General features: G+C 59.7%; 25 protein-coding genes. 19 read left to right on the top strand and 6 right to left on the bottom strand.

Annotated elements, in window-relative coordinates:
• The first annotated feature begins 209 nt into the window (after window positions 1-209).
• Genes ACWJ62_RS10320 through ACWJ62_RS10310 form a run of 3 tightly spaced genes read left to right on the top strand, consistent with a single transcriptional unit; the run spans window position 210 to window position 2,711 of the window.
• Window positions 210-1,268 (top strand): aminoglycoside phosphotransferase family protein, encoded by a 1,059-nt coding sequence (locus ACWJ62_RS10320; RefSeq protein WP_449286096.1) that lies wholly within the window; start codon window positions 210-212, stop codon window positions 1,266-1,268.
• The gene (murU, locus tag ACWJ62_RS10315; RefSeq protein ID WP_449286095.1) at window positions 1,265-1,963 is read left to right on the top strand and encodes an N-acetylmuramate alpha-1-phosphate uridylyltransferase MurU; all 699 of its coding nucleotides are present in this window, start codon (window positions 1,265-1,267) and stop codon (window positions 1,961-1,963) included. The genes ACWJ62_RS10320 and murU overlap by 4 nt, the downstream gene beginning before the upstream one ends.
• Window positions 1,950-2,711: a DnaJ domain-containing protein gene (locus ACWJ62_RS10310; RefSeq protein WP_449286094.1), complete on the top strand. Its 762-nt coding sequence runs from the start codon at window positions 1,950-1,952 to the stop codon at window positions 2,709-2,711. Before murU ends, ACWJ62_RS10310 begins: the two co-directional genes overlap by 14 nt.
• Here the strand turns inward: ACWJ62_RS10310 and ACWJ62_RS10305 are convergent.
• Window positions 2,708-3,664, bottom strand: coding sequence for a DUF3530 family protein (locus tag ACWJ62_RS10305; RefSeq protein WP_449286093.1), 957 nt, complete (start codon window positions 3,662-3,664; stop codon window positions 2,708-2,710). The genes ACWJ62_RS10310 and ACWJ62_RS10305 overlap by 4 nt on opposite strands.
• Before the next feature lie 117 nt (window positions 3,665-3,781).
• Here ACWJ62_RS10305 and rpe point away from each other — a divergent pair, with 117 nt between their 5' ends.
• The 6 genes from rpe (at window position 3,782) to trpC (ending at window position 9,498) form a co-directional block, all read left to right on the top strand.
• Window positions 3,782-4,468, top strand: coding sequence for a ribulose-phosphate 3-epimerase (rpe, locus tag ACWJ62_RS10300; protein WP_449286092.1), 687 nt, complete (start codon window positions 3,782-3,784; stop codon window positions 4,466-4,468).
• Window positions 4,465-5,154, top strand: a complete 690-nt coding sequence (locus ACWJ62_RS10295; protein ID WP_449286091.1) for a phosphoglycolate phosphatase — start codon at window positions 4,465-4,467, stop codon at window positions 5,152-5,154. The genes rpe and ACWJ62_RS10295 overlap by 4 nt, the downstream gene beginning before the upstream one ends.
• Before the next feature lie 232 nt (window positions 5,155-5,386).
• Window positions 5,387-6,874 (top strand): anthranilate synthase component I, encoded by a 1,488-nt coding sequence (trpE, locus tag ACWJ62_RS10290; RefSeq protein WP_449286090.1) that lies wholly within the window; start codon window positions 5,387-5,389, stop codon window positions 6,872-6,874.
• Between the two features lie 16 nt (window positions 6,875-6,890).
• Window positions 6,891-7,472 (top strand): aminodeoxychorismate/anthranilate synthase component II, encoded by a 582-nt coding sequence (locus tag ACWJ62_RS10285; protein WP_449286089.1) that lies wholly within the window; start codon window positions 6,891-6,893, stop codon window positions 7,470-7,472.
• A gap of 11 nt (window positions 7,473-7,483) precedes the next feature.
• Complete coding sequence (gene trpD, locus ACWJ62_RS10280; protein ID WP_449286088.1) at window positions 7,484-8,512, top strand: anthranilate phosphoribosyltransferase; 1,029 nt, start codon at window positions 7,484-7,486, stop codon at window positions 8,510-8,512.
• Window positions 8,513-8,676: 164 nt separating this feature from the next.
• Window positions 8,677-9,498: an indole-3-glycerol phosphate synthase TrpC gene (trpC, locus tag ACWJ62_RS10275; protein ID WP_449286087.1), complete on the top strand. Its 822-nt coding sequence runs from the start codon at window positions 8,677-8,679 to the stop codon at window positions 9,496-9,498.
• Window positions 9,499-9,632: 134 nt separating this feature from the next.
• Here the strand turns inward: trpC and ACWJ62_RS10270 are convergent, their stop codons facing one another.
• The 4 genes from ACWJ62_RS10270 to ACWJ62_RS10255 form a co-directional block, all read right to left on the bottom strand.
• On the bottom strand, window positions 9,633-10,250 hold the full coding sequence (locus ACWJ62_RS10270; RefSeq protein ID WP_449286086.1) for a DUF4202 domain-containing protein: 618 nt from the start codon (window positions 10,248-10,250) through the stop codon (window positions 9,633-9,635).
• Between the two features lie 36 nt (window positions 10,251-10,286).
• Entirely contained in the window at window positions 10,287-10,904 is a 618-nt protein-coding gene (locus ACWJ62_RS10265; protein WP_449286085.1) for a glutathione S-transferase family protein, read from the bottom strand.
• Between the two features lie 91 nt (window positions 10,905-10,995).
• Complete coding sequence (locus tag ACWJ62_RS10260; protein ID WP_449286084.1) at window positions 10,996-11,730, bottom strand: alpha/beta fold hydrolase; 735 nt, start codon at window positions 11,728-11,730, stop codon at window positions 10,996-10,998.
• A 41-nt stretch (window positions 11,731-11,771) separates the two neighbouring features.
• Window positions 11,772-12,872 carry a M14 family zinc carboxypeptidase gene (locus ACWJ62_RS10255; RefSeq protein ID WP_449286083.1) on the bottom strand — a complete coding sequence of 367 codons (1,101 nt, stop codon included), beginning with the start codon at window positions 12,870-12,872 and terminating at the stop codon, window positions 11,772-11,774.
• A 299-nt stretch (window positions 12,873-13,171) separates the two neighbouring features.
• Between ACWJ62_RS10255 and ACWJ62_RS10250 the strand changes: the two genes are divergently transcribed.
• The 4 genes from ACWJ62_RS10250 to ACWJ62_RS10235 all read left to right on the top strand — a co-directional run bounded on the left by ACWJ62_RS10250 (window position 13,172) and on the right by ACWJ62_RS10235 (window position 17,263).
• The gene (locus ACWJ62_RS10250; RefSeq protein WP_449286082.1) at window positions 13,172-14,137 is read left to right on the top strand and encodes an ABC transporter substrate-binding protein; all 966 of its coding nucleotides are present in this window, start codon (window positions 13,172-13,174) and stop codon (window positions 14,135-14,137) included.
• Window positions 14,138-14,233: 96 nt separating this feature from the next.
• The gene (locus ACWJ62_RS10245; protein WP_449286081.1) at window positions 14,234-15,268 is read left to right on the top strand and encodes an ABC transporter permease; all 1,035 of its coding nucleotides are present in this window, start codon (window positions 14,234-14,236) and stop codon (window positions 15,266-15,268) included.
• A gap of 11 nt (window positions 15,269-15,279) precedes the next feature.
• Window positions 15,280-16,338: a quaternary amine ABC transporter ATP-binding protein gene (locus ACWJ62_RS10240; protein WP_449286080.1), complete on the top strand. Its 1,059-nt coding sequence runs from the start codon at window positions 15,280-15,282 to the stop codon at window positions 16,336-16,338.
• Between the two features lie 82 nt (window positions 16,339-16,420).
• Window positions 16,421-17,263 carry a substrate-binding periplasmic protein gene (locus ACWJ62_RS10235; protein WP_449286079.1) on the top strand — a complete coding sequence of 281 codons (843 nt, stop codon included), beginning with the start codon at window positions 16,421-16,423 and terminating at the stop codon, window positions 17,261-17,263.
• On the opposite strand, the gene ACWJ62_RS10230 is transcribed toward ACWJ62_RS10235, so the two are convergent.
• Window positions 17,239-18,213: an META domain-containing protein gene (locus tag ACWJ62_RS10230; RefSeq protein ID WP_449286078.1), complete on the bottom strand. Its 975-nt coding sequence runs from the start codon at window positions 18,211-18,213 to the stop codon at window positions 17,239-17,241. The genes ACWJ62_RS10235 and ACWJ62_RS10230 overlap by 25 nt on opposite strands.
• A 138-nt stretch (window positions 18,214-18,351) precedes the next feature.
• Between ACWJ62_RS10230 and ACWJ62_RS10225 the strand changes: the two genes are divergently transcribed.
• The 6 genes from ACWJ62_RS10225 to modC all read left to right on the top strand — a co-directional run bounded on the left by ACWJ62_RS10225 (window position 18,352) and on the right by modC (window position 23,667).
• Window positions 18,352-19,098 (top strand): glutathione S-transferase family protein, encoded by a 747-nt coding sequence (locus tag ACWJ62_RS10225; RefSeq protein ID WP_449286077.1) that lies wholly within the window; start codon window positions 18,352-18,354, stop codon window positions 19,096-19,098.
• A 108-nt stretch (window positions 19,099-19,206) separates the two neighbouring features.
• The gene (locus ACWJ62_RS10220) at window positions 19,207-20,193 is read left to right on the top strand and encodes a sterol desaturase family protein (RefSeq protein WP_449286076.1); all 987 of its coding nucleotides are present in this window, start codon (window positions 19,207-19,209) and stop codon (window positions 20,191-20,193) included.
• Window positions 20,153-21,121, top strand: coding sequence for an alpha/beta hydrolase (locus tag ACWJ62_RS10215; protein WP_449286075.1), 969 nt, complete (start codon window positions 20,153-20,155; stop codon window positions 21,119-21,121). Before ACWJ62_RS10220 ends, ACWJ62_RS10215 begins: the two co-directional genes overlap by 41 nt.
• Window positions 21,105-21,908 (top strand): molybdate ABC transporter substrate-binding protein, encoded by an 804-nt coding sequence (gene modA / locus ACWJ62_RS10210; protein WP_449286074.1) that lies wholly within the window; start codon window positions 21,105-21,107, stop codon window positions 21,906-21,908. The genes ACWJ62_RS10215 and modA overlap by 17 nt, the downstream gene beginning before the upstream one ends.
• Window positions 21,908-22,588, top strand: a complete 681-nt coding sequence (modB, locus tag ACWJ62_RS10205; protein WP_449286073.1) for a molybdate ABC transporter permease subunit — start codon at window positions 21,908-21,910, stop codon at window positions 22,586-22,588. Before modA ends, modB begins: the two co-directional genes overlap by 1 nt.
• Entirely contained in the window at window positions 22,585-23,667 is a 1,083-nt protein-coding gene (modC, locus tag ACWJ62_RS10200) for a molybdenum ABC transporter ATP-binding protein (RefSeq protein WP_449286072.1), read from the top strand. Before modB ends, modC begins: the two co-directional genes overlap by 4 nt.
• Window positions 23,668-23,717 lie beyond the last annotated feature (50 nt).

Here is a 23,717-nt window from a genome sequence, read left to right as displayed (position 1 = left end):
GAATGCAGTGGGCGTTCGGGACATGGCACGGTGGCTGGATCCTGTTCCGGGTGAATTGGAGGACGGGCAATATCAAACGCAGCCTAGTTTACACGTGCCCTCAAGGGTTGTTAACGGAAACTCCGCTGCAAAACCGATTTACCCTCTTTATACTCGTCTGCTAACTTTCGTTGTCAGCGACAACTTTTTTCAGGATCGCAACCCGAACTATGGATACCCGCCTGCAGTTGCTGACCAACTGGGTCAGACAATTTCCCGGCTTCGAACAGTGCGAAGCCGAACCGGTCTCCGGCGATGCCAGTTTCCGCCGTTATTTCCGGGTCTGGCAGTACGCAAATCCGACAACCGCTCCCGGTGACGGTGCGCCGTTTATCGTGATGGATGCGCCTCCGGAGCATGAAGACTGCGAGCCCTTCGTGACCATCGCCAGGCACTGGCATCGGCAGGGCATTGCCGTGCCGGACATTCTGCAGGCTGATCTGGAACAGGGCTTACTGCTGCTGGAGGATTTTGGCGACCAGCTCATGCTTGGCCAACTGAACACCGAGTCAGCAGACCAACTCTACCGGAACGCCCTGAAAGAGCTAACCCTGATCGCCCGCCAGACTTCCCCAAAGGATTACCCGCTACCGCCCTACGATGCCACTCTGCTCGAGCGGGAAATGGCGCTTTTCCCGGACTGGCTGCTGGAGAAGCATCTGGGCATGAACCTGGAAAACAGCGAGCGGGCTTTGCTGGACACTACCTTTTCCATGCTGCGGGAAAGCGCCCTGGCGCAACCGGAAGTGACGGTCCATCGGGACTACCATTCCCGAAACCTTCTGGTTCGCCCTGACCAACCGCGCCCGGGTGTCATCGATTTCCAAGACGCGGTTACCGGGCCGGTCACTTACGATGTGGTCTCGCTGCTGAAGGACTGCTACATCCAATGGCCGGAAGAGCGCGTCTGCGAATGGCTGGAAGACTACCGCCAGAGCAGCCTTGAGGTAGGCCTGCACCGCGCGGACCCGGAGACTTTTCGCCAGTGGTTTGAACTGATGGGCATGCAGCGGCACCTGAAGGCCGCCGGAATTTTCGCCCGGCTGTCGATCCGCGATGGCAAGCACGGCTACCTCGAGGACATTCCCCGAACCGTTCAGTATCTGATCGTTGCCAGCAGTCGGCAGCCGGCCCTGCGCCACTTCCACGAATGGCTGAGCGATACGGTTATGCCCCGGATCGAGGCGAGCATCGGCCCGGCCCCGGGTCAGGAGCACCTGCCCCAGTGAAGGCCATGATTCTCGCTGCCGGCAAAGGTGAACGCATGCGGCCACTGACACTGGCCACTCCGAAGCCCCTGCTGAGGGCCGCCGGCAAGCCTCTGATCAGCTATCATCTGGAGCACCTGCGGCGGGCGGGAATCCGTGAGGTGGTGATCAATCATGCCTGGCTGGGCGACCAGATTGAGGAAACCCTGGGTAATGGAGAAAGGTTCGGGCTGTCCATTCAATATTCCAGGGAAGGCGAGCCGCTGGAAACCGCCGGTGGCATCGTGCGTGCGCTGCCTCTGCTTGCCGGTGACAAATCTGACTGGTTTCTGGTGATCAACGGCGATATCTGGAGCGATTTCGACCTTTCTCGACTGACACCTCCGGCTGAAGCGGACGCGCTGCTCGTTGTCACCAGCAACCCGCCACACCATCCGGAAGGTGACTTTCACCTGACTGATCAGGGAGTACTCTTTAGCGATGGCCCGGACAAGCTGACCTTTACCGGCATTAGCCTGTTACATCGGCGCCTGTTCAATGAGCTGACCGATCAGGCGGGAAAACTGGGGCCGGTGCTTCGCGGTGCCATGAACAGAGGCAGGGTAAAGGGCCTGCTCCATCCCGGACAATGGGTTGACGTCGGCACCCCGGAACGTCTTCAGTCGCTCGACCGGCAACTGGGCACCAAGGAATCTGAAAGCCATGGCAGGCGGTAACAGACAACCGGCACTGCCGCCCCGAATGGAAGCCGAGTTTTCCAGCTTGATGCGGGAACTCTCGGCCTGTGGTCACCAGGCCCCCGCTTTGATTGACCGCGCCCGCCTGCCCCGCTGGTGCCGACATTCTCTGTTTTTCTTCCTCGGCTATATCGCCAAGGCAGACGGACGCGTCACCGAAGTCGACATCGGCTTTGCCGAATCCCTGATCAAGGCCATGAGGCTGTCGAGACGTCAGCGCAGGCGAGCGATACGCTGGTTCCAGCAGGGCAAGTCGGCCGGACAGTTGCCGTTCATCCGCGGGCTGGCCATGCGCCTCTCGCGCCGTCTCTGGCCAGCTCCCGCGTTGAAAACCGCTATCTGCCTCTGCCACGCCAGCCAGCTTAACGGCCGGCCCGGCAAACCCAGACGGTATCGCTGTGAGGACGCCATCGACCAGATTGGTCTGCCGGTAAGCATCAGCGAGGACATTTTCGACAGTTATGCCAGCAAGGTCTGGACCCGGCACAGCGAGAACCTTTCCAGACCCACCAGCTATCAGCAGGCCTGTGAACTTCTAGGGGTTACCCGTCGGGATTCCATGGAAGTGATCAAACGGGCCTACCGCAAGAAGATATCCGAGTGCCACCCGGACAAGCTTGCCCAACAGCAGGTCAGTGACCGCGACCGCAGCCTGGCCAAGGAACGTCTGCTCCACTACCAACAGGCCTGGGAACTGATAAAGCGCCACAACACCCTCCGCCCCTAACGCTCGCGGGATTCCAGCCAGGCGGCAACACGACTGGCCACGCCATCGCCCAGAGACTCAGGCGCAGGGCTGATCCAGGGAATCGGTTGTCGCTCAAAGCCGCTCATTCCGGCGCGCCGCAACCTCATGCCAATACTCCAGTCCGATTGATTATCAGCGGCCCCGTGGGGATAGAGCTCCAGCAACTCGGTGCCGAGCGACTCCAGACGCTCCGGCAGATCTGGCCGGTCAACGGGATAAAAACGGGGAGCCACCCAGATAAGCGCAGAGGCATCGGCGCCATCCAGGACCCGGTTGGTCGCATGTATACTGGCTCGCCCGACACCCAGAACAGCCGGCGTTTCATAGCCCCGCTCAACCAGCAGGGCCAGCCCTGCCTGCAGCATCTGGTTGATGCGGCTTCTGTAGCGGGCCTCAAGATCATCGGCACTCTCGGCTGAGGCCATGACATCGATCATGACTGATTCTGATGGTTCCTGCTCACCCGCGCCCGCTTCAGCCGTCGGCTGCTCCATCACGGGCCGCATCAGGAACTCACTCAGAACCGGTGGGGGCGACTCCAGACCAAGCGTAAGAACGGCCCAGCCCCGGGAAGCCAGCCCCGCTGCCAGTGGGCCGGTTACTCCGGAAGCCGCAGTTTCACCCTCGTCCGACAGAACCAGCACCGCGCCGCGGGCCGGCAACCTGGCTTCCGGGTAGAACAACCCCAGCGCCCTCTCACCCTCCTCAAGCTCCAGCCATACGGCTGATTCGGGAAAACGCTGGATCAGGGCGCGTTCGCCGGTGCCTGTCCAGATCAGGGCGCGGCTCGAAGACTCCGACGCCTCGGTGCCTTCGGTCTCGACGGCCGCTCCACCCTCTGCCTGCCCAAGGGTGATGGACGGTGCGACACACATCAGCGCCAGGATAAAAAGCCAGAACACGCCGGGCCGGTAAATCTCGAATCTCTGCACAGATACTGATCCTTTGACTGCGAAAAAACGCCACTGAGCTGTTAGACTAGCAGCCATCCTGAATGTGCGGCAGGGACCGCTGACCAAGCCATTATCCATTGTTGTGAGAGAGCCGTCATGAACCCTTACCTGATTGCCCCATCCATCCTGTCCGCCGATTTCGCCCGTCTTGGCGAGGAAGTCGATAACGTGCTGGCCGCCGGAGCCGACGTGGTGCACTTCGATGTGATGGACAATCACTACGTACCCAACCTCACCATTGGCCCCATGGTCTGCGAGGCGCTGCGCAAGCATGGCGTGACCGCCCCCATCGATGTGCATCTGATGGTGTCGCCGGTGGACGACCTCATCCGTATGTTTATCGACGCCGGGGCCAGTTACATTACCTTCCACCCGGAAGCGACCAACCACATTGACCGTTCACTGCAGCTGATCCGCGACGGTGGTTGCCAGGCCGGCCTGGTATTTAACCCGGCCACACCGCTGCATTATATGGATCATGTGATGGACAAGCTGGACATGGTGCTGATGATGTCGGTAAACCCCGGCTTCGGTGGCCAGAAGTTCATTCCCGGCACGCTCGACAAACTGCGGGAGGCCCGCAAACGCATCGATGCCAGTAACTACAATATCCGCCTGGAAATCGACGGGGGCGTAAAGACCGAGAACATCCGGGAAGTCGCCGAGGCCGGTGCCGACACCTTTGTGGCGGGATCTGCCATCTTTAACACCGACGACTATAAAACCACCATTGATGCCATGCGCGAAGAACTGGAGCAGGCCCGCAGGGTGATCAGCCAATGAGCCTGGCGGGGCTATTCAATCCACGCTGGCCGGGGGTTGCCCTGTTTGATCTGGACGGCACCCTGGTGGACAGTGCACCGGATCTGGCGGCCGCAGTGGACCAGATGCTGGCGCATCTTGGGCGCTCACCGGCGGGCATTGACCGGGTAAGGAACTGGGTAGGCAATGGCGCCAGCGTTCTGGTGCGCCGGGCCCTCGCCGGCCAGGTGGACTGGGAACCGGCGCGGCCAAAAGACGATGCCCTGTTCAAGGATGCCCTGGCGATTTTCTATCACGCCTACGGCACCCTCAACGGGCAGCATTCGGTAGTTTATGCCGGCGTCGAGGCGTGCCTCACGCACCTGAAGAACCAGGGCTGCCGACTGGGCATCGTCACCAACAAGCCGGAACAGTTTGTGGCACCGCTGCTTGAGCAAATGGGACTGGACCACTGGTTCGACCTGACCGTGGGTGGTGACACCCTGCCGGTCAAAAAACCTGACCCCGCTCCCCTGCTTCATGCCATGGAATCCCTGGGGGGCACCCGCGGAACCACGGTCATGGTGGGCGACTCCTCAGCGGATATTAACGCGGCGCTGGCCGCGGGCATTCCCTGTGTGGCGGTGCGGTACGGGTATAACTACGGGCCCGCGGTGGATACCCTGGGCGCCGACGCGGTTGTTGATTCGCTGGCCGAGCTTTTGTAATCTCACAAGGAACTTACATTGAGCACTTCTTTACGGGAGATTCCTGCCGTGCAGGGACTGAATCTGACTGCAGCGCGAGGCATCCTGACAACCCGCGCAACACGATGGTGGCGATGGCGCACCGGCTGAGCAAGCCCGGAGGCTGACTGGCGTCTGCTGGTCGAGCCCGCAGCACCTGATGGAAGCACAGGCTTTCATCCACAATGCAGATCAGATTTCAGGAAACCGTACCATGACACCCGAGCAATTCACCGAGCTCGCCGACGACGGCTTTAACCGCATCCCTGTGTATCGTGAGGTGCTGGCCGACCTCGACACGCCTCTGAGCACCTATCTCAAACTCGCCAGCGGACCCTACTCCTACCTGTTCGAATCCGTGCAGGGCGGGGAGAAATGGGGCCGGTATTCGATCATCGGCCTGCCCAGTCACGAAGTCCTGAAGGTCTTTGATCACCGGGTGGAGATCAGCCGCGGCGGCGAGGTTGTCGAAACCGAGGATGTGGACGATCCGCTCGCCTTTGTCGAGACTTATCAAAAACGCTTCCATGCGCCGGATCTGGATGAGCTGCCCCGGTTTAACGGCGGCCTGGTGGGCTACTTCGGCTACGACACAGTGCGCTACATCGAAAAACGGCTGCGCAAGAGCTGTCCGCCGGACAAAATCGGCACGCCGGACATCCTGTTGATGGTGTCCAACGAGATCGTGGTGTTCGACAACCTGCGGGGCAAGCTACATCTGATTGTCCATGCCGATCCGGCCATTGAGGGCGCCTTCGAAAAGGCACAGAGCCGCATTGATGAGCTGGAGAACCATCTGCACCGGCAAACCGCTGACGCGCCCCGCACCCCCGAACACCTGCGCGGCAAGGCCGTGGACGAGAGCGACTTCATCTCCGGCTTTACCCAGGACAAATTCGAAGCCGCGGTAGACAAGATCAAAGGCTACGTGCTGGACGGCGATGTCATGCAGACGGTGATCTCCCAGCGCATGTCGATTCCCTTCGAGGCGCCGCCGCTGAACCTGTACCGGTCGCTGCGGGTGCTGAACCCGTCCCCGTACATGTATTTCCTGGATCTGGAGGACTTCCACATCGTGGGCTCCTCCCCGGAAATCCTGGCCCGGGTGGAAGACGAGGAAGTGACGGTTCGGCCGATCGCCGGCACTCGCAAGCGGGGCGCCACCGACGCTGAGGACAAGGCCCTCGAAGCGGAGCTGCTGGCCGATCCAAAAGAAATTGCCGAACATCTGATGCTGATCGACCTGGGCCGTAACGATGCCGGCCGGGTGTCGGAAACCGGCACGGTCCGGCTGACCGACAAGATGATCGTGGAGCGTTACTCCCACGTGATGCATATTGTGTCCAACGTTACCGGCCGGCTGAAGGACAACACCAGTTGCCTGGACGTGCTGCGCGCCACCCTGCCCGCCGGTACCCTCAGCGGTGCGCCCAAGATCCGGGCCATGGAGATTATCGACGAACTGGAGCCGGTCAAGCGTGGGGTCTACGGCGGCGCCGTGGGCTATCTGTCGTTCAACGGCAACATGGACACCGCCATTGCCATCCGTACCGCCGTGATCAAGGACAACACCCTGCACATCCAGGCCGGCGCCGGCGTGGTGGCCGATTCGGTGCCCCGTCTCGAGTGGAAGGAAACCATGAACAAGGGCCGCGCCATTTTCCGCGCGGTGGCCATGACCTACAACGATTTCGACCACTGAGGCGGAGGAACAGATTATGTTGCTGATGATCGATAACTACGATTCCTTCACCTACAACGTGGTGCAGTATCTGGCCGAACTGGGCGCCGACGTGCAGGTGCACCGCAACGATGAAATTACCATCGAACAGATTGAAGCCCTGAACCCGGAACGCCTGGTGATTTCCCCCGGCCCCTGCACCCCGAACGAGGCCGGCATCTCCATGGCGGCCATCCGGCATTTCGCCGGCAAGCTTCCGATACTGGGCATCTGCCTGGGCCACCAGGCCATCGGCCAGGTCTACGGCGGTGACGTCATCCGCGCCGGCCGGGTCATGCATGGCAAGGTGTCCCCGGTATTCCACAAGGACATCGGCGTGTTCAGGGGCCTGAGCAACCCGCTACAGGCGACCCGCTACCACAGCCTGGTGATCGACAAGGCAACCCTGCCCGACTGCCTGGAAGTGACCGCCTGGACCCGCAACGACGACGGTTCCATCGAAGAAATCATGGGGGTTCGCCACAAGACGCTGCCCATTGAGGGCGTGCAGTTCCATCCGGAGTCTATTATGACGGAACAGGGCCACGAGCTGCTGCGCAACTTTCTGAGAACACAATAAGAGGCGGACACATGGACATGAAAGAAGCTCTCAACCGCATTGCCTCCAACCTGGACCTTTCCCGGGAGGAAATGAAGGACGTGATGCGCATCGTCATGAACGGCGAGGCCACGGACGCCCAGATCGGCGCGTTTCTCATGGGGTTGCGCCTTAAGAGCGAAACCATCGATGAGATTACCGGCGCCACCGAAGTGATGCGCGAGCTGGCCACCAAGGTAACGGTCAAGGCCGAGCCGCTGGTGGACATCGTGGGCACGGGCGGCGACGGCGCCAACCTGTTCAACGTGTCTTCCGCCGCCTCCTTTGTGGTGGCCGCCGCCGGCGGCTTTGTGGCCAAGCATGGCAACCGGGCTGTTTCGTCCAAGAGCGGCAGTGCCGACCTGCTGGAAAAGCTGGGCATCAACCTGAGCATGAAACCGGAAGAGGTGGCCCGCTGCGTCGAGGAAATCGGCGTCGGCTTCATGTTCGCCCCGGCTCACCATGGCGCTATGAAACACGCCATCGGCCCCCGCAAGGAGCTGGGCTGCCGGACCATTTTCAACATCCTGGGCCCGATGACCAACCCGGCGGGCGTCAAACGTCAACTGGTCGGCGTGTTCAATCGGGAGCTGTGTCGTCCGATGGCGGAGGTGCTGCATCGCCTGGGGGCCGAGCACATCATGGTCGTTTGCTCCAAGGACGGCCTGGATGAGATCAGTCTGGCGAGCGCCACCCATGTGGCAGAACTGAAAGACGGCAAAGTCACCGAATACGACATCACCCCGGAGGATCTGGGTATCAAGAGCCAGGCGCTGGTGGGTCTGACCGTGGACACCGCCGACGACTCACTGAAGTTGATCAAGGCGGCCTTCGGACGTGGCCACGATGAAATGGCCGAGAAAGCCCGGGACCTGATTGCCCTTAACGCTGGCGCAGCGATTTACGTTGCTGGACTGGCCAAGAGTCCGAAGGAAGGCGTTGATATGGCCCTGGACGCCATGGGCTCGGGACTGGCCGCCGGCAAGATGTCGGAGCTGGCTGATTTTTCTCAGTGCTTCTGATCCTGGCCTGCTGATTTTGCAGCCGGACGAGACGGAGGGGAGGGAGCTTCCAAAACACGCCCGTGAATACATCCATGTAGGGCTTGGCTGCAGCCATCCGTGGCTGCAGACAGTTTTGAAAGCTCCCTCCCCTCCGTCTCTCGCTAACTTTTTACAGGCCTGTTATGACTGAACGACATTTGGACAAGACACCGACGATCCTTCGAAAGATCGTTGATCGGAAGTGGGAAGAGATTGACGAGCGGAAACCGAGGGTTTCCATTGCAGACCTGAAAGCCATGGCTGGGGATCAACCTGCAGCCAGAGGCTTTGCCGACGCTCTGCGCAGCCGAATTGAACAGCAGGCTCCCGCCGTTATCGCAGAAATCAAAAAAGCCTCACCAAGCAAGGGCATCCTGCGGGATCCATTCGAGCCGGCCGTTATTGCCGAGAGCTACGAAAACGGAGGCGCTGCCTGCCTGTCAGTGCTGACCGACCGCGACTTCTTCCAGGGCGACGAGGACTATCTGGTCGCTGCCCGCAATGCCTGCAGTCTGCCGGTGATCCGCAAGGACTTCATGGTCGCTCCTTACCAGGTGTACGAGAGCCGGGCCATCGGTGCCGACTGTATTCTACTGATCGCCGCTTGCCTGACCAAAGACCAGATGCAGGAGCTGGAGGGTATTGCCCATGAGATCGGGCTGGATGTTTTGGTCGAAGTGCACGATGGCGAGGAACTGGATGATGCGTTGACGCTGACGACGCCTCTGGTCGGCATCAACAACCGCAATCTGCATACCTTCGATGTGTCGCTGGACACCACGTTTGATCTGCATGAGCGGATCTCCCAGGACCGGCTGACCATTACGGAAAGTGGCATCATGACCCGCAATGACGTAGAGGCCATGACCAACCGTGGGATCTACGGCTTCCTGGTCGGTGAGTCGTTCATGCGGGCGGAAGAGCCTGGTTCGAAATTGAGGGAGCTGTTTTTCCCCGCAGGCTGACGCCTTCAGATGGGGCGAGTCGGCGGGTAAAGCTTTCCAAAATCGTGCGGAGCCAGGGATGGCGGAGCCGAGCGTACATGGATGTATTCACAGCGTATTTTGGAAAGCTTTACCCGCTGACTCGCATGCTCCGATCAGGCATCAGATTCAGCCAAAGCCTCCTGCAACAACTCCAACAAGTGCGCTGGCATGCCCTCTGCCAGCTTGAGTGCCGCCTCGTGCCCACGGGGCGACATCTTGCCCCAGGTCCGGCGGACGATGCGTAGCCACTTCTCCCGATCGTAGTCCGCTTTTTCCTCATAGAAATCCGCGAAGTACCGTTCAAGGAAGACCATGCAGGCCACGTCTTCCAGGAGTTGAGTGTCGGCATCCTGCCTCAGTTCCCGCTTGGTCAGGATGGTCTCCACTCGCTCGCACTCCTCCCTCGGGTAGCCACAATCCGCCATGATTTCCGCAGCCCGCCGGCCATGCATACGGCCACAAGCCTGGCGCCACTGGTAATAGGCTTTACGGCCTTCAGGATAGTCCTTCCGCGGCATGGTCCAGCGCTCGATGTGCTGAGCCCGGCAGGCGATCTGCATGCGTTCGGAAGGATCGGATTCAAGCTCGAACAGCCAGTGGGTCATGTGCAGGCTGTAGGCGTATTCCTTCGGCAGACGTTCGTTGCCAAAAGACTCCCGATTGGGATCGGCCTTATTCGCTGCGTCAATAGACGCCAGCGCACACTGGAGCCTTGAATCCGTTGTGGTCATTGAGATCTCTCTTCTGGTTTCTGACTGGCCTGTGGCTCAGACCTGGGCAGAGGGGCGTTCCTTGATGCGGTCGTACCAGGCCTGCAGGTTGGCCTGCTCGGGTTTGATCCGGATGCCCACCACCCGGGCGAACGCCACTGTTGTGAAAGCGTTGATGTCGGCGGCCGTAAAGCGGTCGCAGCAGATGTATTCCTTGCCGTCCAACTGCTTGTCGAGGAAGTGCATGAACTTCTCGACACTCTTGCCACACTCCTCACCCCACTCCTTGATCGGGTTCATCCGATCCTTGAAGTAGCCTGTGGTGTGCTGGAAACACATGCCGGTGGGCATGAAGAAGAACAGCTCGATCCACCGGAGCCACTGCTCAAGCTGGGCCTTTTCAAGCGGGGTAGCGCCCATCAGGGTGGGCGTGTCCGGGTAGCTCTCTTCGAAATAGCGGCAGATTGCCATGGTCTCGGCAATACAGGTGCCGTCATCCAGTTCCATCACAGGCACTTTCTTCATCGGATTTCGAGCGACAAATTCAGGTGTCAGGTTTTCACCCTTCTGCAAGTCAATCTCGATGAATTCGGCCTTGTCCAACAAGCCTTTCTCGGCCATGAACATGCGCACACGGCGGGGGTTGGGGGCAGTTTTGGTTTCGAAGATTTTCATTATTATCGGCTCCGCTCCTGATCAATGAAGGCTTTGACGGTTCAAAACGAGAAGACTGACCGGAAAGAAGAGTTGCGTCAAGCAACCGGTGTTAACGGGGCAGCCAGTTGCGCATCTGCTGGATGATCCACTCCGGATCGTCCAGTGGAAGGTCATGGCCGGCATCCGGGTGCAGTTTCATGGTCCATTGCCAGCGCTCCTCCAGAGTGGAACTGCAGCGCCAGTGAACGATGCGATCGCCGCGGCTGGCGAGAATCAGTGCATCTGGCATAGGACGCTTTTTACCGGGTTTGTAGCGGGCGGCGGCCGCCAACTGGTTGATCGCATTCCGGGTACTGACGGGGCGTTGTCGTTGTATGCTGTACCACTGTTTTGCCAGTGACAGAGGCACCTCAAGGTTAGACGTGAGCCGGAGAATATCCCGCTCACGGTCAAACAACTCCTGACGGGCCAGCAGCCGAAGAATTCGCGGCCAGGCCCCAGGCCGCATGCGTTGCCATGGCGGGCTGAAGCCGGAACTGGTATTGATCAGGACCAGGTTCTGGATCTGGCCATCCGCAGCGTGTTGGGCCCAGTCCAGGGCCACCATACCGCCCATAGAAAGTGCCAGGATGCTGAAGGGACCGGGGATATGGCTGACGTGCCGGGAAACGGCTTCCCGAACCGCCGCTATCGTTGCCGGACTGTCCTCTCGATAACGCACGCCCGTCCCGGGCAGATCGACCATATGGAACTGGTGCTCCGGAAATGCCTCCTCGAGGCGAGCCGGAAAGCTGCCCCAGTGGGCGTGCTCCCGAGTCAGACCCCGCAACAGAATCCAGTGCATACGATAGTTCCGATTGATGAATGCCCGGGCCGGCTGGATCGCTAGTGAGTATCGCGATACCAGTGCATGATCGCGGCTTCTTTCAGCATGGACTCCTCATCCCGAGCCGGCAACCAGTTTTCGTGGCTGGCGGCGGCATTAATCAGGAAGTCCATCCAGGTCAGGTGACTGCGCAGGACCCGCTTGTGCCGGTGCGGAACCAGGGGGTTGAAAAAACCGTCGAGTCTCAGCAACTGACGGGGCCGCTTGCGAATCCAGCGCCAGGAGCCCATTTCCAGGGTCAGGGGCAGGAAAACACCGGCATTTTCGCGATTGACCTGCTTGTAGAAGTAATCCCACAAGTCGCCATGGGTCAGGTAGTGGCGGGACTGGGGCTCGAAACGGTAGTCGTGGTTTGGGTATGACTGCTCCCAAATAAGCTTCAGGGCCATAACCGATGCGATTCGACGCATGGGTCGACGCCGGTAGGCGTAGGGAAACCAGATCTGGTCCTGCATCCCGAATCCGGAGTGGCAGTCCAGTGCCACACTGAACGGCCGTCCCGGCAGCAGCTGTTTTATTACCGCCTCCAGAGCCAGGTTTTCGGGCTCCATGCTCTGTTCAGGATCGCCGGTGTACCACGGCAATCGAGAGGAAATTCTCTGTCCGCCGAGCATAAATGCGCTACGGTCCTGGGCCTGGATCGGCGCATTGCGCATCAGGTCCACGCCGTTGGGATTGCTGCGCTGATTCAGGTACATACCGCCCGGGTTAAGGATTGGAAGAAGGGTAATTCGAACCTTCTGCAACAACCCCAGCAAATGTTCGTCCCAGGCCGCTCTGGCGAGCAGCGACTTCAGCCAGGCCATCACCACCTGGCTACCAATGCGTTCAAGACCGTGCACCCCCCCAACAAGCAATACCGCTGGCACATCGGGCCGGGATGAGCCGATATCAACACGATAGATGGGCAGGGAGAGGTCCTTGATGGCAACCCGCTCCACCACTTCGGTTGTGATGAAATCCGGCGCTTCAGCCAGGATGCGCTCCAGGCCGACCAGCTCCGGCAGGAAGGTTCTCAGCAGCCTTCGCTGACCCCCATCCCGGCTGGCCTGCTCGTGGGTAATCGATGTGTGAGGTGTCAGGTCGCGCAGCTCGGTCATGCTGTTCTCCGGGTTCAGGTCCGCGGAGTGTACCCATCGATTACTACAACTTCTTGACAGCTCTGTGGGGGCATAATGTGTCTCCTTTAAAGACGCATTTGGAATACGCCCTTGTAACTGAGCTAAGGTTCGTTATCCTTGTAATTAAGTATTAACCGAGACCTCATGATTTGTTCGACCTTAACAGCGACCATAAAAGAGCTGTTCTCCCGATCCTCATGGATCGCGATCCCCTCGTATCGGCACTAACACCGACAACACCCTCGAAAAATCACAAACCCTGAAAAGGAGAAGTGACTATGCGAAAGCTTAAGTCTGCTGCACTGCTTTGCGCGCTATCCGTTCCCGTCGCGGCCCAGGCCAATTGCGGCGAGGTATCCATTACGGAAATGAACTGGGCGTCCAACACGGTCGTCACCAACGTGGCCACCTTCATCATGGAGCAGGGTTACGGCTGTGACGTCACCATTGTTCCTTCAGATACCGTTCCGGCGGTAACCTCCGTTGCCGAAAACGGTGAGCCTGACATCGTCACCGAGCTGTGGCTGAACTCCGCGGGCGAGGCCTACCTGCGCCTGGAAGAACAGGGCAAGGTGGAACGCCTTGGCAAGGTTCTGGATCCGGGCGGCGTTGAAGGCTGGTGGATTCCCACCTACCTCGCGGAAGAGCATCCGGAGCTGAAGACCATCGAGGGCATCATGGCTAATCCTGAGCTCGTTGGCGGCACTTTCAACAACTGCCCGGACGGCTGGGGCTGTCGTGTCGTGAGTGACAACCTGGTTCGCGCCCTGGACCTGGAAGAGTCCGGCATCGACGTATTCAACCATGGTTCCGGTGAGACCCTGGCGTCCTCCATGGCGTCCGCTGTCCAGAACAAAGAGCCCTGGTTCGGCTACTACTGGGGTCCGACCGTTCCCCTCGGCAAGTACGACATGACCCGGGTTGATCTCGGCGAAATCAAGCCGGACGTGCACCAGAAAAACCAGACGCAGGACGTCGATAACCCGGGCGTATCCGACTTCCCAGCGGCAACGGTTCTGACGTCCATCACCACCAGCTTTAAAGAGCGCGAGCCGGAAGTGGCCGAGATGCTCAGCAAGTTGACGTTCAAGACCGAGACCATGAGCAGCATCCTGGCCTGGATGGACTCCAACAATGCCTCGGGCGAAGAAGCTGCGGTCTACTACCTCAGTAACAACAGCGACGAGTGGTCAACCTGGCTGAACGACTCCGCGCGTGAGCGTCTGGCCAACGTTCTTAACTGATTGACCTGCCCCTCCCGGGGCATCCTTCGGAATGCCCCGGGTCGTTTCCCGAAAACCGTTCTGATTCCAGACGTGCGCAGGAGAGACTGACCGCCCATGGCAACTTACGATTCCCTTTTTTCATCGCTCGGCCTTGAGCAATGGTGCTCGGAAGGCAAAAGCAGCGGCCCCATGTCGATGGCCGACCTGCTGAATAAAACCAAGGGAGAGAGCGCCGAACCGGCCTCACTATGGGAACTCCCGTTTCCGTCCATGGACGCCCTGAACGAATCCTGCTCCGCCTTCCCGCAGTCTCGGGAACTTACCAAGGGCCTGGAACAAGGGTTCCTGGCGATAAAGGATAGCCTAAGTCTTGTGCTCGATCCGTTAACCCAACCCCTCAGCTGGTTCCTCGACGGCGCACTATACGGCATGCTGAACACGCCCTGGTGGATCGTGATTCCGCTGCTTCTGGCGGTCGTTTACGTGGTCACCAAATCCTGGAAGTTGATGTTGTTCGTTGGCGGCAGCATCGTGCTGCTGGCGTTTATCGACCATTACGAGTACGCCATGCAAACCCTGGCGATCATTTTTGTGTGTGCCTTCCTCTGTGTCTTGCTGGGAGTCCCAATAGGCATCGCCATGGCACGCAGCAACTCGCTGCAACGCATGATCATACCGGTACTGGACATGCTGCAGACGCTGCCACCTTTTGTGTACCTGATCCCGCTTATCTTCCTGTTCAGCGTTACCGAATCAAAGCTGTACGGTATCGCCATCATCCTCTACGCGATTGTTCCTGTGATCCGGCTGACGAACCTGGGCATCCGTCTGGTAGACAAGGACGTGATTGAGGCCGCAGACGCCTTTGGCATGACGCCCCGACAGAAACTTTACAAGGTGCAGATCCCGTTGGCGCTGCCCAACATCATGGCAGGGGTTAACCAGACCATCATGATGAGTCTTGCCATGGTTGTCATCGCATCCCTGGTATCCGCGCCCGGGCTTGGCGTTCTGGTTCTCCGCGGCATCCGTAATCTGGAACTGGGTGTTGGCCTGGTATCCGGCCTTGGCATCGTGATCCTGGCGGTTATTCTCGACCGGGTAACCAAGGCGTCCCTGGCACGAATTAACGTCTCCCAGAAGCAGTGAGGAAAGCCCCCATGGCAAAAGACATCAAGATTTCGATCCGGAACCTTTACAAGATCTTCGGTCCGACCCCGGATGTTGCCCTGGAGTATGTTCGCAAGGGCATGGGCAAAGCCGATCTGCTGGAGCAGCAGCGACACGTACTCGGTCTGCGTGATATCAACGTGGATATGCACGATGGCGAGATCACGGTCATCATGGGACTTTCCGGCTCCGGGAAGTCCACGCTCATCCGGCACCTGAACCGATTGATCGACCCCACGGCCGGCGAGATCCGCGTCGATGGCGAAGACATCATGAGCTATACCGAGGAGCAGCTGCGAAAACTTCGCCGCGAGCGGATGTCGATGGTATTCCAGAAGTTTGCCCTGCTGCCCCACAAAACCGTGCTCGAGAACGCCGGCATGGCCAAGGACATTCGCGGCTACACGACATCGGACTTTGAGGCCGATGCCCGCAAATGGCTCGCGCGGGTTGGTCTGGAAGGTAACGAATACCAGTATCCGCACCAGCTATCCGGTGGCATGCAACAGAGGGTAGGCATCGCCCGCGCTCTGGTGTCCGACGCCCCGATCATGCTGATGGACGAAGCCTTCTCGGCACTCGATCCGCTGATTCGATCCGATATGCAGGACCTGTTGCTGGCGCTTCAGGAAGAACTGCAGAAAACCATCGTGTTCATCACCCATGATCTCGATGAGGCCCTGAAACTGGCCGACCATCTGGTCATCCTGAAAGACGGCGAAGTAGTGCAGCAGGGAGATCCCCAGGAAATCCTGCTTAATCCCGGCGACCCCTACATCGTCGACTTCATCAGCGATATCAATCGGGCACGGGTACTCAGGGTACGATCGGTCATGAGTCCGCCGGATGACGGCGACTCCACGTTCGCCGGCGATATCTCGGAGAAAGACAACCTCGAGTCGGTGCTGCTGAAGTCCGATGGTGACATGTCCCTGAATTTCCGGGTGGTCCGGGACGACCAGCACGTGGGCACTTTGCACATGAAAGACCTCGCCCGGGCGCTGGTGCCGACCGCCGCGTCGGCTGACAGGGACAAAACCGCAGCCTAGGCGCTTTTAGCCATTACAAAACCGCGACCAGGGTCTATGCTTCAGGGAGAGCCGACGTTATCGGCATTCCGGTTTTATCACCATGGCAAAAACCCTGGTTCTTTCCATCGCGCTCTTTCTTGCAGCCTGCTCGCAGCCAGAGGACCCGCCATCGCTGGTCCCTGAAACAGTAGCAAAGGCAACGAAGACCGCTCCCGCTGCGCCGGCTCCGACAGAGCCGCGCCAGAGTGTCGTCATTGCCGCTGATCCCTGGTGCCCTCACAATTGTGAAGCCGGCTCCGAGCACGAAGGCTATATGATAGATATTGCCAGGGAGGCGTTCGGCCTCGCCGGTATCGATGTCGAATACGTGAACATGAGCTGGGCACGGGCCCTGCAACAGGCCCGGGACGGCTATATTGATGCGGTGGTCGGAGCCCTTCCGGGGGATGCGCCGGACTTCGTGTTTCCGGACGCCGCGACTGGTTACTCGACGATTGCACTTTACACCCACCCTGACAACAACTGGCAGTACGATGGCATCGACTCGCTCAGCCAATTCACCCTGCTGGCGATCAACGGCTACGCTTACTCACCGGAACTGGACAGCTATATCGAGAAGTACCAGGACGATCCGGAGCGGGTCTGGGTGCTGTCCGGCCCGGCACCACTGAGCCGGGCGATCGAGCTCCTGCACCAGCAGCGCTCTGACGTATTCCCGGAGGACCGCTATGTGATGAAGTGGCAGCTGGAGCAGGAGAACAACACGGAAAGCCTGCGAATGGCCGCGGTGATACATGAGTCGCCGATCTACGTTGCATTTTCACCGGTCGGCCGTGATTCCGCCCAACTCGCAGCGCTCCTGTCAGAGGGAGCGAGAGCCCTGCAAAGCAGTGGGCGAGTAGCAGAGATCCTGACGCGCTACGGACTGTCGTGGTCAGACTGAAACGCCCGGATCGACTCACCGCCCGGTGTCGACAGCAGCAGTTGGCCCTGCTGCCCGATCCGCACTGAATTCACCTGATCCAGCAGATTCAGAAACCGCTCTTCCTGATTCATCAGCGCGGGCGCACACGCCATCCGTGTTGATGCCAGCGGGCCGATGGCCATGCCCTCACCCCTGAGTTCATAGGCGCCTGTGTATCGGTTGCAAGACGCTCTGCCCGCGATCCGATTGCCCTCAAGAAACTCGATCGTGATCCGGGACCGATCGATGATGCCTGCGCCCGCAAGATCCTCAACAACCCAGATTGCGCCCCGGAACAGACGTTGGCGATCACCGCCACACCCCCGGAATTCATCATCACCAACCTGCAGGCGCACCTGCGCGGGATATTGAGCCCCGGACATGCTGTCATCGCAGAGCTGACGGGCGACCGTCAGGGTAATGGGCAGATCTTCCAGCGTCGCCACAAATGTCCGCCCGTGTCGGTTGGCTGTTTTCACTTCAACCGGTACCCGACGGGTTCCCTGCTCCTCGAAAGGCCGTGTTATCAAGAGCTCACCGCCCTCAAACGTCGCGTGCCAGAAAGGCTCATTCCCCCGCGCCTCAAAAGGCATTTCCAGATCGCCTGGCTGTAAACACTCCGGGTAGGTTTGTCCCTTCACTGTCAGGGTCGCTTTTTCACCCTTGCTCCAGAACCGCGTCTGGTCGTCGCCGGGGGCAACGTACAACGCGCCCGACGCACTTACCTCCGGCTTGAGCAGAATACGTCGATCCAGATAGTCGATGCTGATCAGATCGCTGTCGTCGTTGCCGGAGACGGCGATATCGAGTTGCCCGCAAGCATAGCTCGCGGAAACCGGCTGACTGGTTTTGGATAGAGAGGAGCAGGCGGAGATAGCAAGGCTCGTCGCAGTGACGACGGACAACATCAAAACTCGTCGTGAGTGCATGGTCAGTTCCCTTGTGAGCGTCTTTTCGGCCTACAGTTTAGAACCCAACGACCGATGAGGCCACCATGAGCATCTGATGGGACTTCTTATACCGCCTCACCGGCAGTATGCTAGAACGCTGAACCGAGGAGACACCCCATGGCACTGAAACTGTACCAATTTGCCATTTCCCACTACTGCGAAAAAATACGCTGGGCCCTGGACTACAAGGGGCTCAACTACGAAACGGTGAACCTGCTGCCAGGACAACATGTGAAAACCATCCGGAAACTGACCGGTGAAGCCTCGTCTGTGCCGGTGCTGGACCATGACGGCCACGTGGTTCAGGGCTCAGCCGCCATTCTGGATTACCTGGACCAGACGTTTCCAGAGCACCCGCTGACACCGGCAGACCCGGAAGTTCGTGAGCAGGCGCTGGCCTGGGAGCGCCGGCTTGACGAGGAAGTGGGCCCGGCTATCCGCTGCTATTCCTACCACCACTTTCTGCAGCGCCCCAAAATTGTGGTGCCCATGCTGGCCGCGGGAACGCCTTTCTATAACCGGATACTGCTCAGCCTTGCTTTCAGCCGGGTTGATGAAGTCATGCGTCAATGGATGAAGATCAACGAAAAAACGTCTGAAAAGTCCCGCCAGGTCATGGAAGAGTTGCTCACCGAGCTGGCTGCCATCTACGCCGAAAGGCCTTTCCTGGCTGGCGACCAGTTTTCGCGCGCAGACCTGACGGCAGCCGCCCTGTTTGCACCCATGTTCCAGCCAGCACAGTACCCGGTGCCATGGCCGAAAACTGCGCGAATTCCCAAAGACATCAAACATTGGCTGGACCAGTGGCAGCCACAGATCCGGGCTCTGGAAAAAGTGTACGAAGACAACCGTCGGCAAGGCTGAGTACCGGATTGTCGGAATCCGTTAGCCAATCTGGCGTGAACCGACATTCCGGTTTCCGGGTTACGTGCCAGAATAAACGGACTTGATGAGGAAACCGGCAGAAACCCGATGGCTTTGACCGACATGATACTGGCCGTACTGGAAGACAGCGGCCTGCTTTCTCTCTGGGCGATGGCTGCGCCGTGGCTGGCGCTGGATGAGCGCCAACTGATCTTTGTGATTGCAACACCGGTTTTTGTGGGCGTTACCCTGTGGGAATACCTGAAGATTCGCCACGATCCGCAGCTGATGGATACCCATGAAGCGGTCAGAAACTTTGCCCTTGGCGCCGGCTACCAGGTGACCGAACTGCTCTTCGCCGGCCTCATTGCCTTCCCGGTCTATGCCCTGTGCTACCACTACCGGCTGTTTGATCTGGAACTGAACGGATTCACCGTGCTGCTGGCTTTTCTGGGCGTGGACTTCTGTTTCTACTGGATGCATAGGGCCAGTCACAGGGTGCGCTGGTTCTGGGCGGCCCATGTGGTGCACCATTCCTCCGAGCGGATGAACTTCTCCACTGCCATGCGCCAGAATGCCACCAACATTTTCAACGGCATGTGGGTGTTCTACCTGCCCCTGGCGCTGTTGGGACTCAATCCTGTCTGGATCGGCGTGGCCTATGCCCTGTCGCTGGTCTACCAGTTCTTTATTCACACCACACTGGTCGGGAAGCTGCCCAGCTCGGTCGAACTGTTTTTCAACACGCCCAGCCATCACCGCGTCCATCATGGCCGAAATCCCGGCTACATCGACCGTAATTACGGCGGTACTCTGATAGTGTGGGATCGCCTGTTCGGCACGTTTGTCGATGAAAATGCCCAGGATCCGCCCGAATACGGCATCACCCGGCCTGTTCGCTCCAATAACCTGATTGTGCTCTGGACCCACGAATACGTGGACCTGTTCCGCGACATGGCACAGCCCGGCGGATTATTGTCTCGCCTTACCCATCTATGGAAACCGCCGGAGTGGCAACGCCCGGCTGCGGAGAAAAACAACAAGGAACCGGGTCGTGACAACGAACGAACACCCTCTGACGCTGAGCAGTGGTGATGACCACAGCATAGCCGGAACAGTCTTTACCCCGACGGCTCCCACCGGCCTTCTGATCATCAGCCACGGCATGGCCGAGCATGGCGACCGTTACCAGTCCCTCGCACGCTGGCTCTGCGAACGCGGCATGGCCGTTATCACCTTTCACCACCGGGGCCATGGCCCGAATTCAGGAGTCGAGAACCTGGGGCACTATGCGGACCAGAATGGCTGGGCCAGCGTCTTGACCGACCTGCACCAGGTGGTCCAACACGCCCGCTCACAGTTTCCCGGACTGCCGGTCAACCTGCTGGGCCACAGCATGGGCTCGTTCATTGCCCAGGATTACGCCCAGAGGTACGGTGATTCCCTGGACACCCTGATCCTGAGCGCCACCAACCGGATTGATCGGGGCCAGCTATTGGCATCCCGGGCCCTGATCGGCCTGATCCGACTGCTCCGGGGCAAGCGGCACCGCAGCCCGTTGATCACCCGCATAACCTTCGAGCAGTTCAATCGCCGGTTCCGCCCCAACCGGACCCATGCCGATTGGCTCAGCCGCGATCCGCACCAGGTTGACGCCTACGTTGCCGATCCGCTTTGCGGGTTCCAATGCTCAACCGGGCTCTGGCTGGATTTTATCGGCGGCATGCTGGCCATCAAGCCACCGACCTGGCGCAAAGACCTGCCTGTGCACCTGTTCTCCGGAACGGCGGACGCGGTTGGTGAAATGGGCCGTGGCGTGCGCCAGCACTTTCAGGCCATTCGAGAGGCGGGCATTGGCCATGTGACCCTGAGGTTGTTTGAGGGCGGGCGCCATGAGATGCTCAACGAAACCAACCGGGACGAGGTGTGGCAATACTTGCATTCCCTGTGCCTGCATAGGGACAATGCGTCTGCCCAATCAACCGCCGAACAGAAAGCCCTGCTCCATGCCAGAGCCCCATGAACGCCGCACCAGAATCTGCCACCCAATAATCCGGGCTTTCGCCTGCCTGTTCGTGTTGTTCGGTGTTGCGTCCGGGACCATCGCTGGCGAAGTCAGTATTGGTGTGGCCGCAAACTTCACCGATACCACCCGGGAACTGACCAGGCACTTTGAGGCGGAAACCGGTCACCGGGTGGCCGCCAGCTTTGGCTCTACCGGCAAACTTTACGCCCAGATCAGGAACGGCGCGCCCTTCGACGTATTCATGGCGGCAGACGTGCTCAGGCCAGAGCTGATCGAAGAGGCGCAGGCCGGGGTCAACGGAACCCGCTTTACCTACGCCCGGGGCAAGCTGGTGCTCTGGAGCCCGACGCCCAATGCGTTTGAGGATGCCCCGCGCTATCTGGAGCAGCAGCCCTTCGCCAGGCTGGCCATTGCCAACCCGAAAACCGCACCCTATGGCCTGGCTGCCAAGCAGGTTCTGGATCACATCGGCCAATGGCAACCGCTGCAACCGAAACTGGTCCGCGGTGATTCCATTGCCCAGACGTTCCAGTTTGTTGTCAGTCGCAATGCCCAGGCAGGTTTCGTGGCCGCCTCCCAGGTGAAAGTCTGGGACGAGGACACCGGCACCCTATGGCAAGTGCCTCAGGCCTATTACCAGCCCATCGACCAGCAGGCCATCCTGCTGAACCGGGGCGCCAGCAATGAAGCAGCCCGCGCCTGGATGGATTTCCTGAAATCCGATACTGCCATCGGCATCATCCGGAGCTATGGTTACGACGAAGGACATGACGCGATCAACTGATGATTGAAACCTACTGGGATCCAGTCTGGCTGACCCTGAAACTGGCCACGACAACCACTCTGCTGCTGTTGCTTATAGGCACGCCCATCGCCTGGTGGCTCGCCAGAACCCGGCACTGGCTGCGCCAACCGGTGGCGGCCGTGGTCGCGCTGCCTCTGGTTCTGCCGCCAACGGTCCTAGGCTTTTACCTGCTGTTAGTGATGGGGCCGGAAGGCTGGGTTGGCCAGGTTACCCAGTCGCTCGGCATCGGGCTCTTGCCCTTTACCTTCGAGGGTCTGGTGGTGGCGTCCGTGATCTATTCCCTGCCGTTTACGGTGCAACCGCTGCAAAATGCCTTCGAATCCGTTGGCGACCGTTTCCTGGAGGTCGCTGCCACGCTTCGCGCCGCGCCCTGGGATCGATTCCTGTTTGTTGCCGTGCCCCTTGCCCGCAACGGTTTCCTGACCGCCGCCGTGCTGACCTTCGCACATACCATTGGCGAGTTCGGCGTGATTCTGATGATTGGGGGTAACATTCCCGGGGAAACCAAGGTCCTCTCGGTGGCCATCTATGACCACGTGGAATCCCTGGAATACACCCAGGCCCACTGGCTTTCTGCCGGCATGGTGGTGTTCTCCTTCGTGGTTCTGGTCACCCTGTATGCGCTGAACGGCAAGGCCCGGTCGGGAGCACTGAGATGAGCGGGAATAAAAGCATCTCTGCCCGCTTCCGATGCGCATTCCCCGGGTTTGGTCTGGATGTTGACCTGACCCTGCCCGGCACGGGCATCACCGCCCTGTTCGGACACTCCGGCTGCGGCAAGACCACCGTGCTGCGCTGCATGGCGGGCCTGCACCGTGCGGAGGGAACCATGACCGTTCTCGATGAACACTGGCAAAGCGCCGATGCTTTCCTGTCGGTTCATAAACGCCCCCTGGCCTATGTATTCCAGGAAACCCACCTGTTTCCCCATCTGACCGTGCGCAAAAATCTTGAATTCGGATACCGGCGTATTCCGGCCCCGGACCGGCAGATCGGGTTCGAGGACGCAGTGAACTGGCTGGGACTCAGCGGCCATCTGGACCGTATGCCCGCTGGCCTGTCCGGGGGCGAGCGCCAGCGGGTGGCCATAGCCCGCGCGCTGCTGACCAGCCCCAGGCTGCTACTTATGGACGAGCCGATGTCAGCCCTGGACAAAGCCAGCAAACACGACATCCTGCCCTATCTGGAGCGTCTTCGGGACGCCCTGGCCATCCCGATCGTGTATGTCTCCCACTCCACCGCCGAGGTGGCCAGACTCGCCGACCACCTGGTGGTCATGGAGGACGGCAAGGTGATAGCCAGCGGGCCGACCCGGGAGACACTTGCACGCATGGACAACCCGTTCCGTCTCGAGGACGACGCGGGCGTGCTTGTGGAAGGGACGATAAAAGAGCTGGATCAGCATTGGCACCTGGCGCGCTTTGAGTTCGACGGTGGCTCCTTGTGGCTGCGCCAGGAAAACGGCATGAAAATCGGGGATCGAGCCCGGATTCAGTTGCTGTCCCGGGATATCAGCCTCGCCCTGGAGGAGAACCGTGGCCAGAGCATCCAGAACCTGATTCCGGCAACCATTGACCGGATTGAACCGGACGTTACCCCCGGCGTCAGTATCGTCCGCCTGCTCGCCGGACCCACACCGGTCATGTCCCGACTGACCACCCGGGCTGCTGACCAGCTGGCTCTGGAACCAGGCCGGCAGGTGTGGATGCAGATCAAGTCCGTGGCCCTGGCGGACTGACACCGGCGTCCCCTGCCTACAACCAGAAAGGCCGCTGATATCAGCGGCCT

This window comes from Marinobacter sp. PE14 (assembly GCF_053566155.1).
Note: the sequence above shows the minus strand (reverse complement) of the source record. Positions and strands in the feature narration are given on the sequence as shown.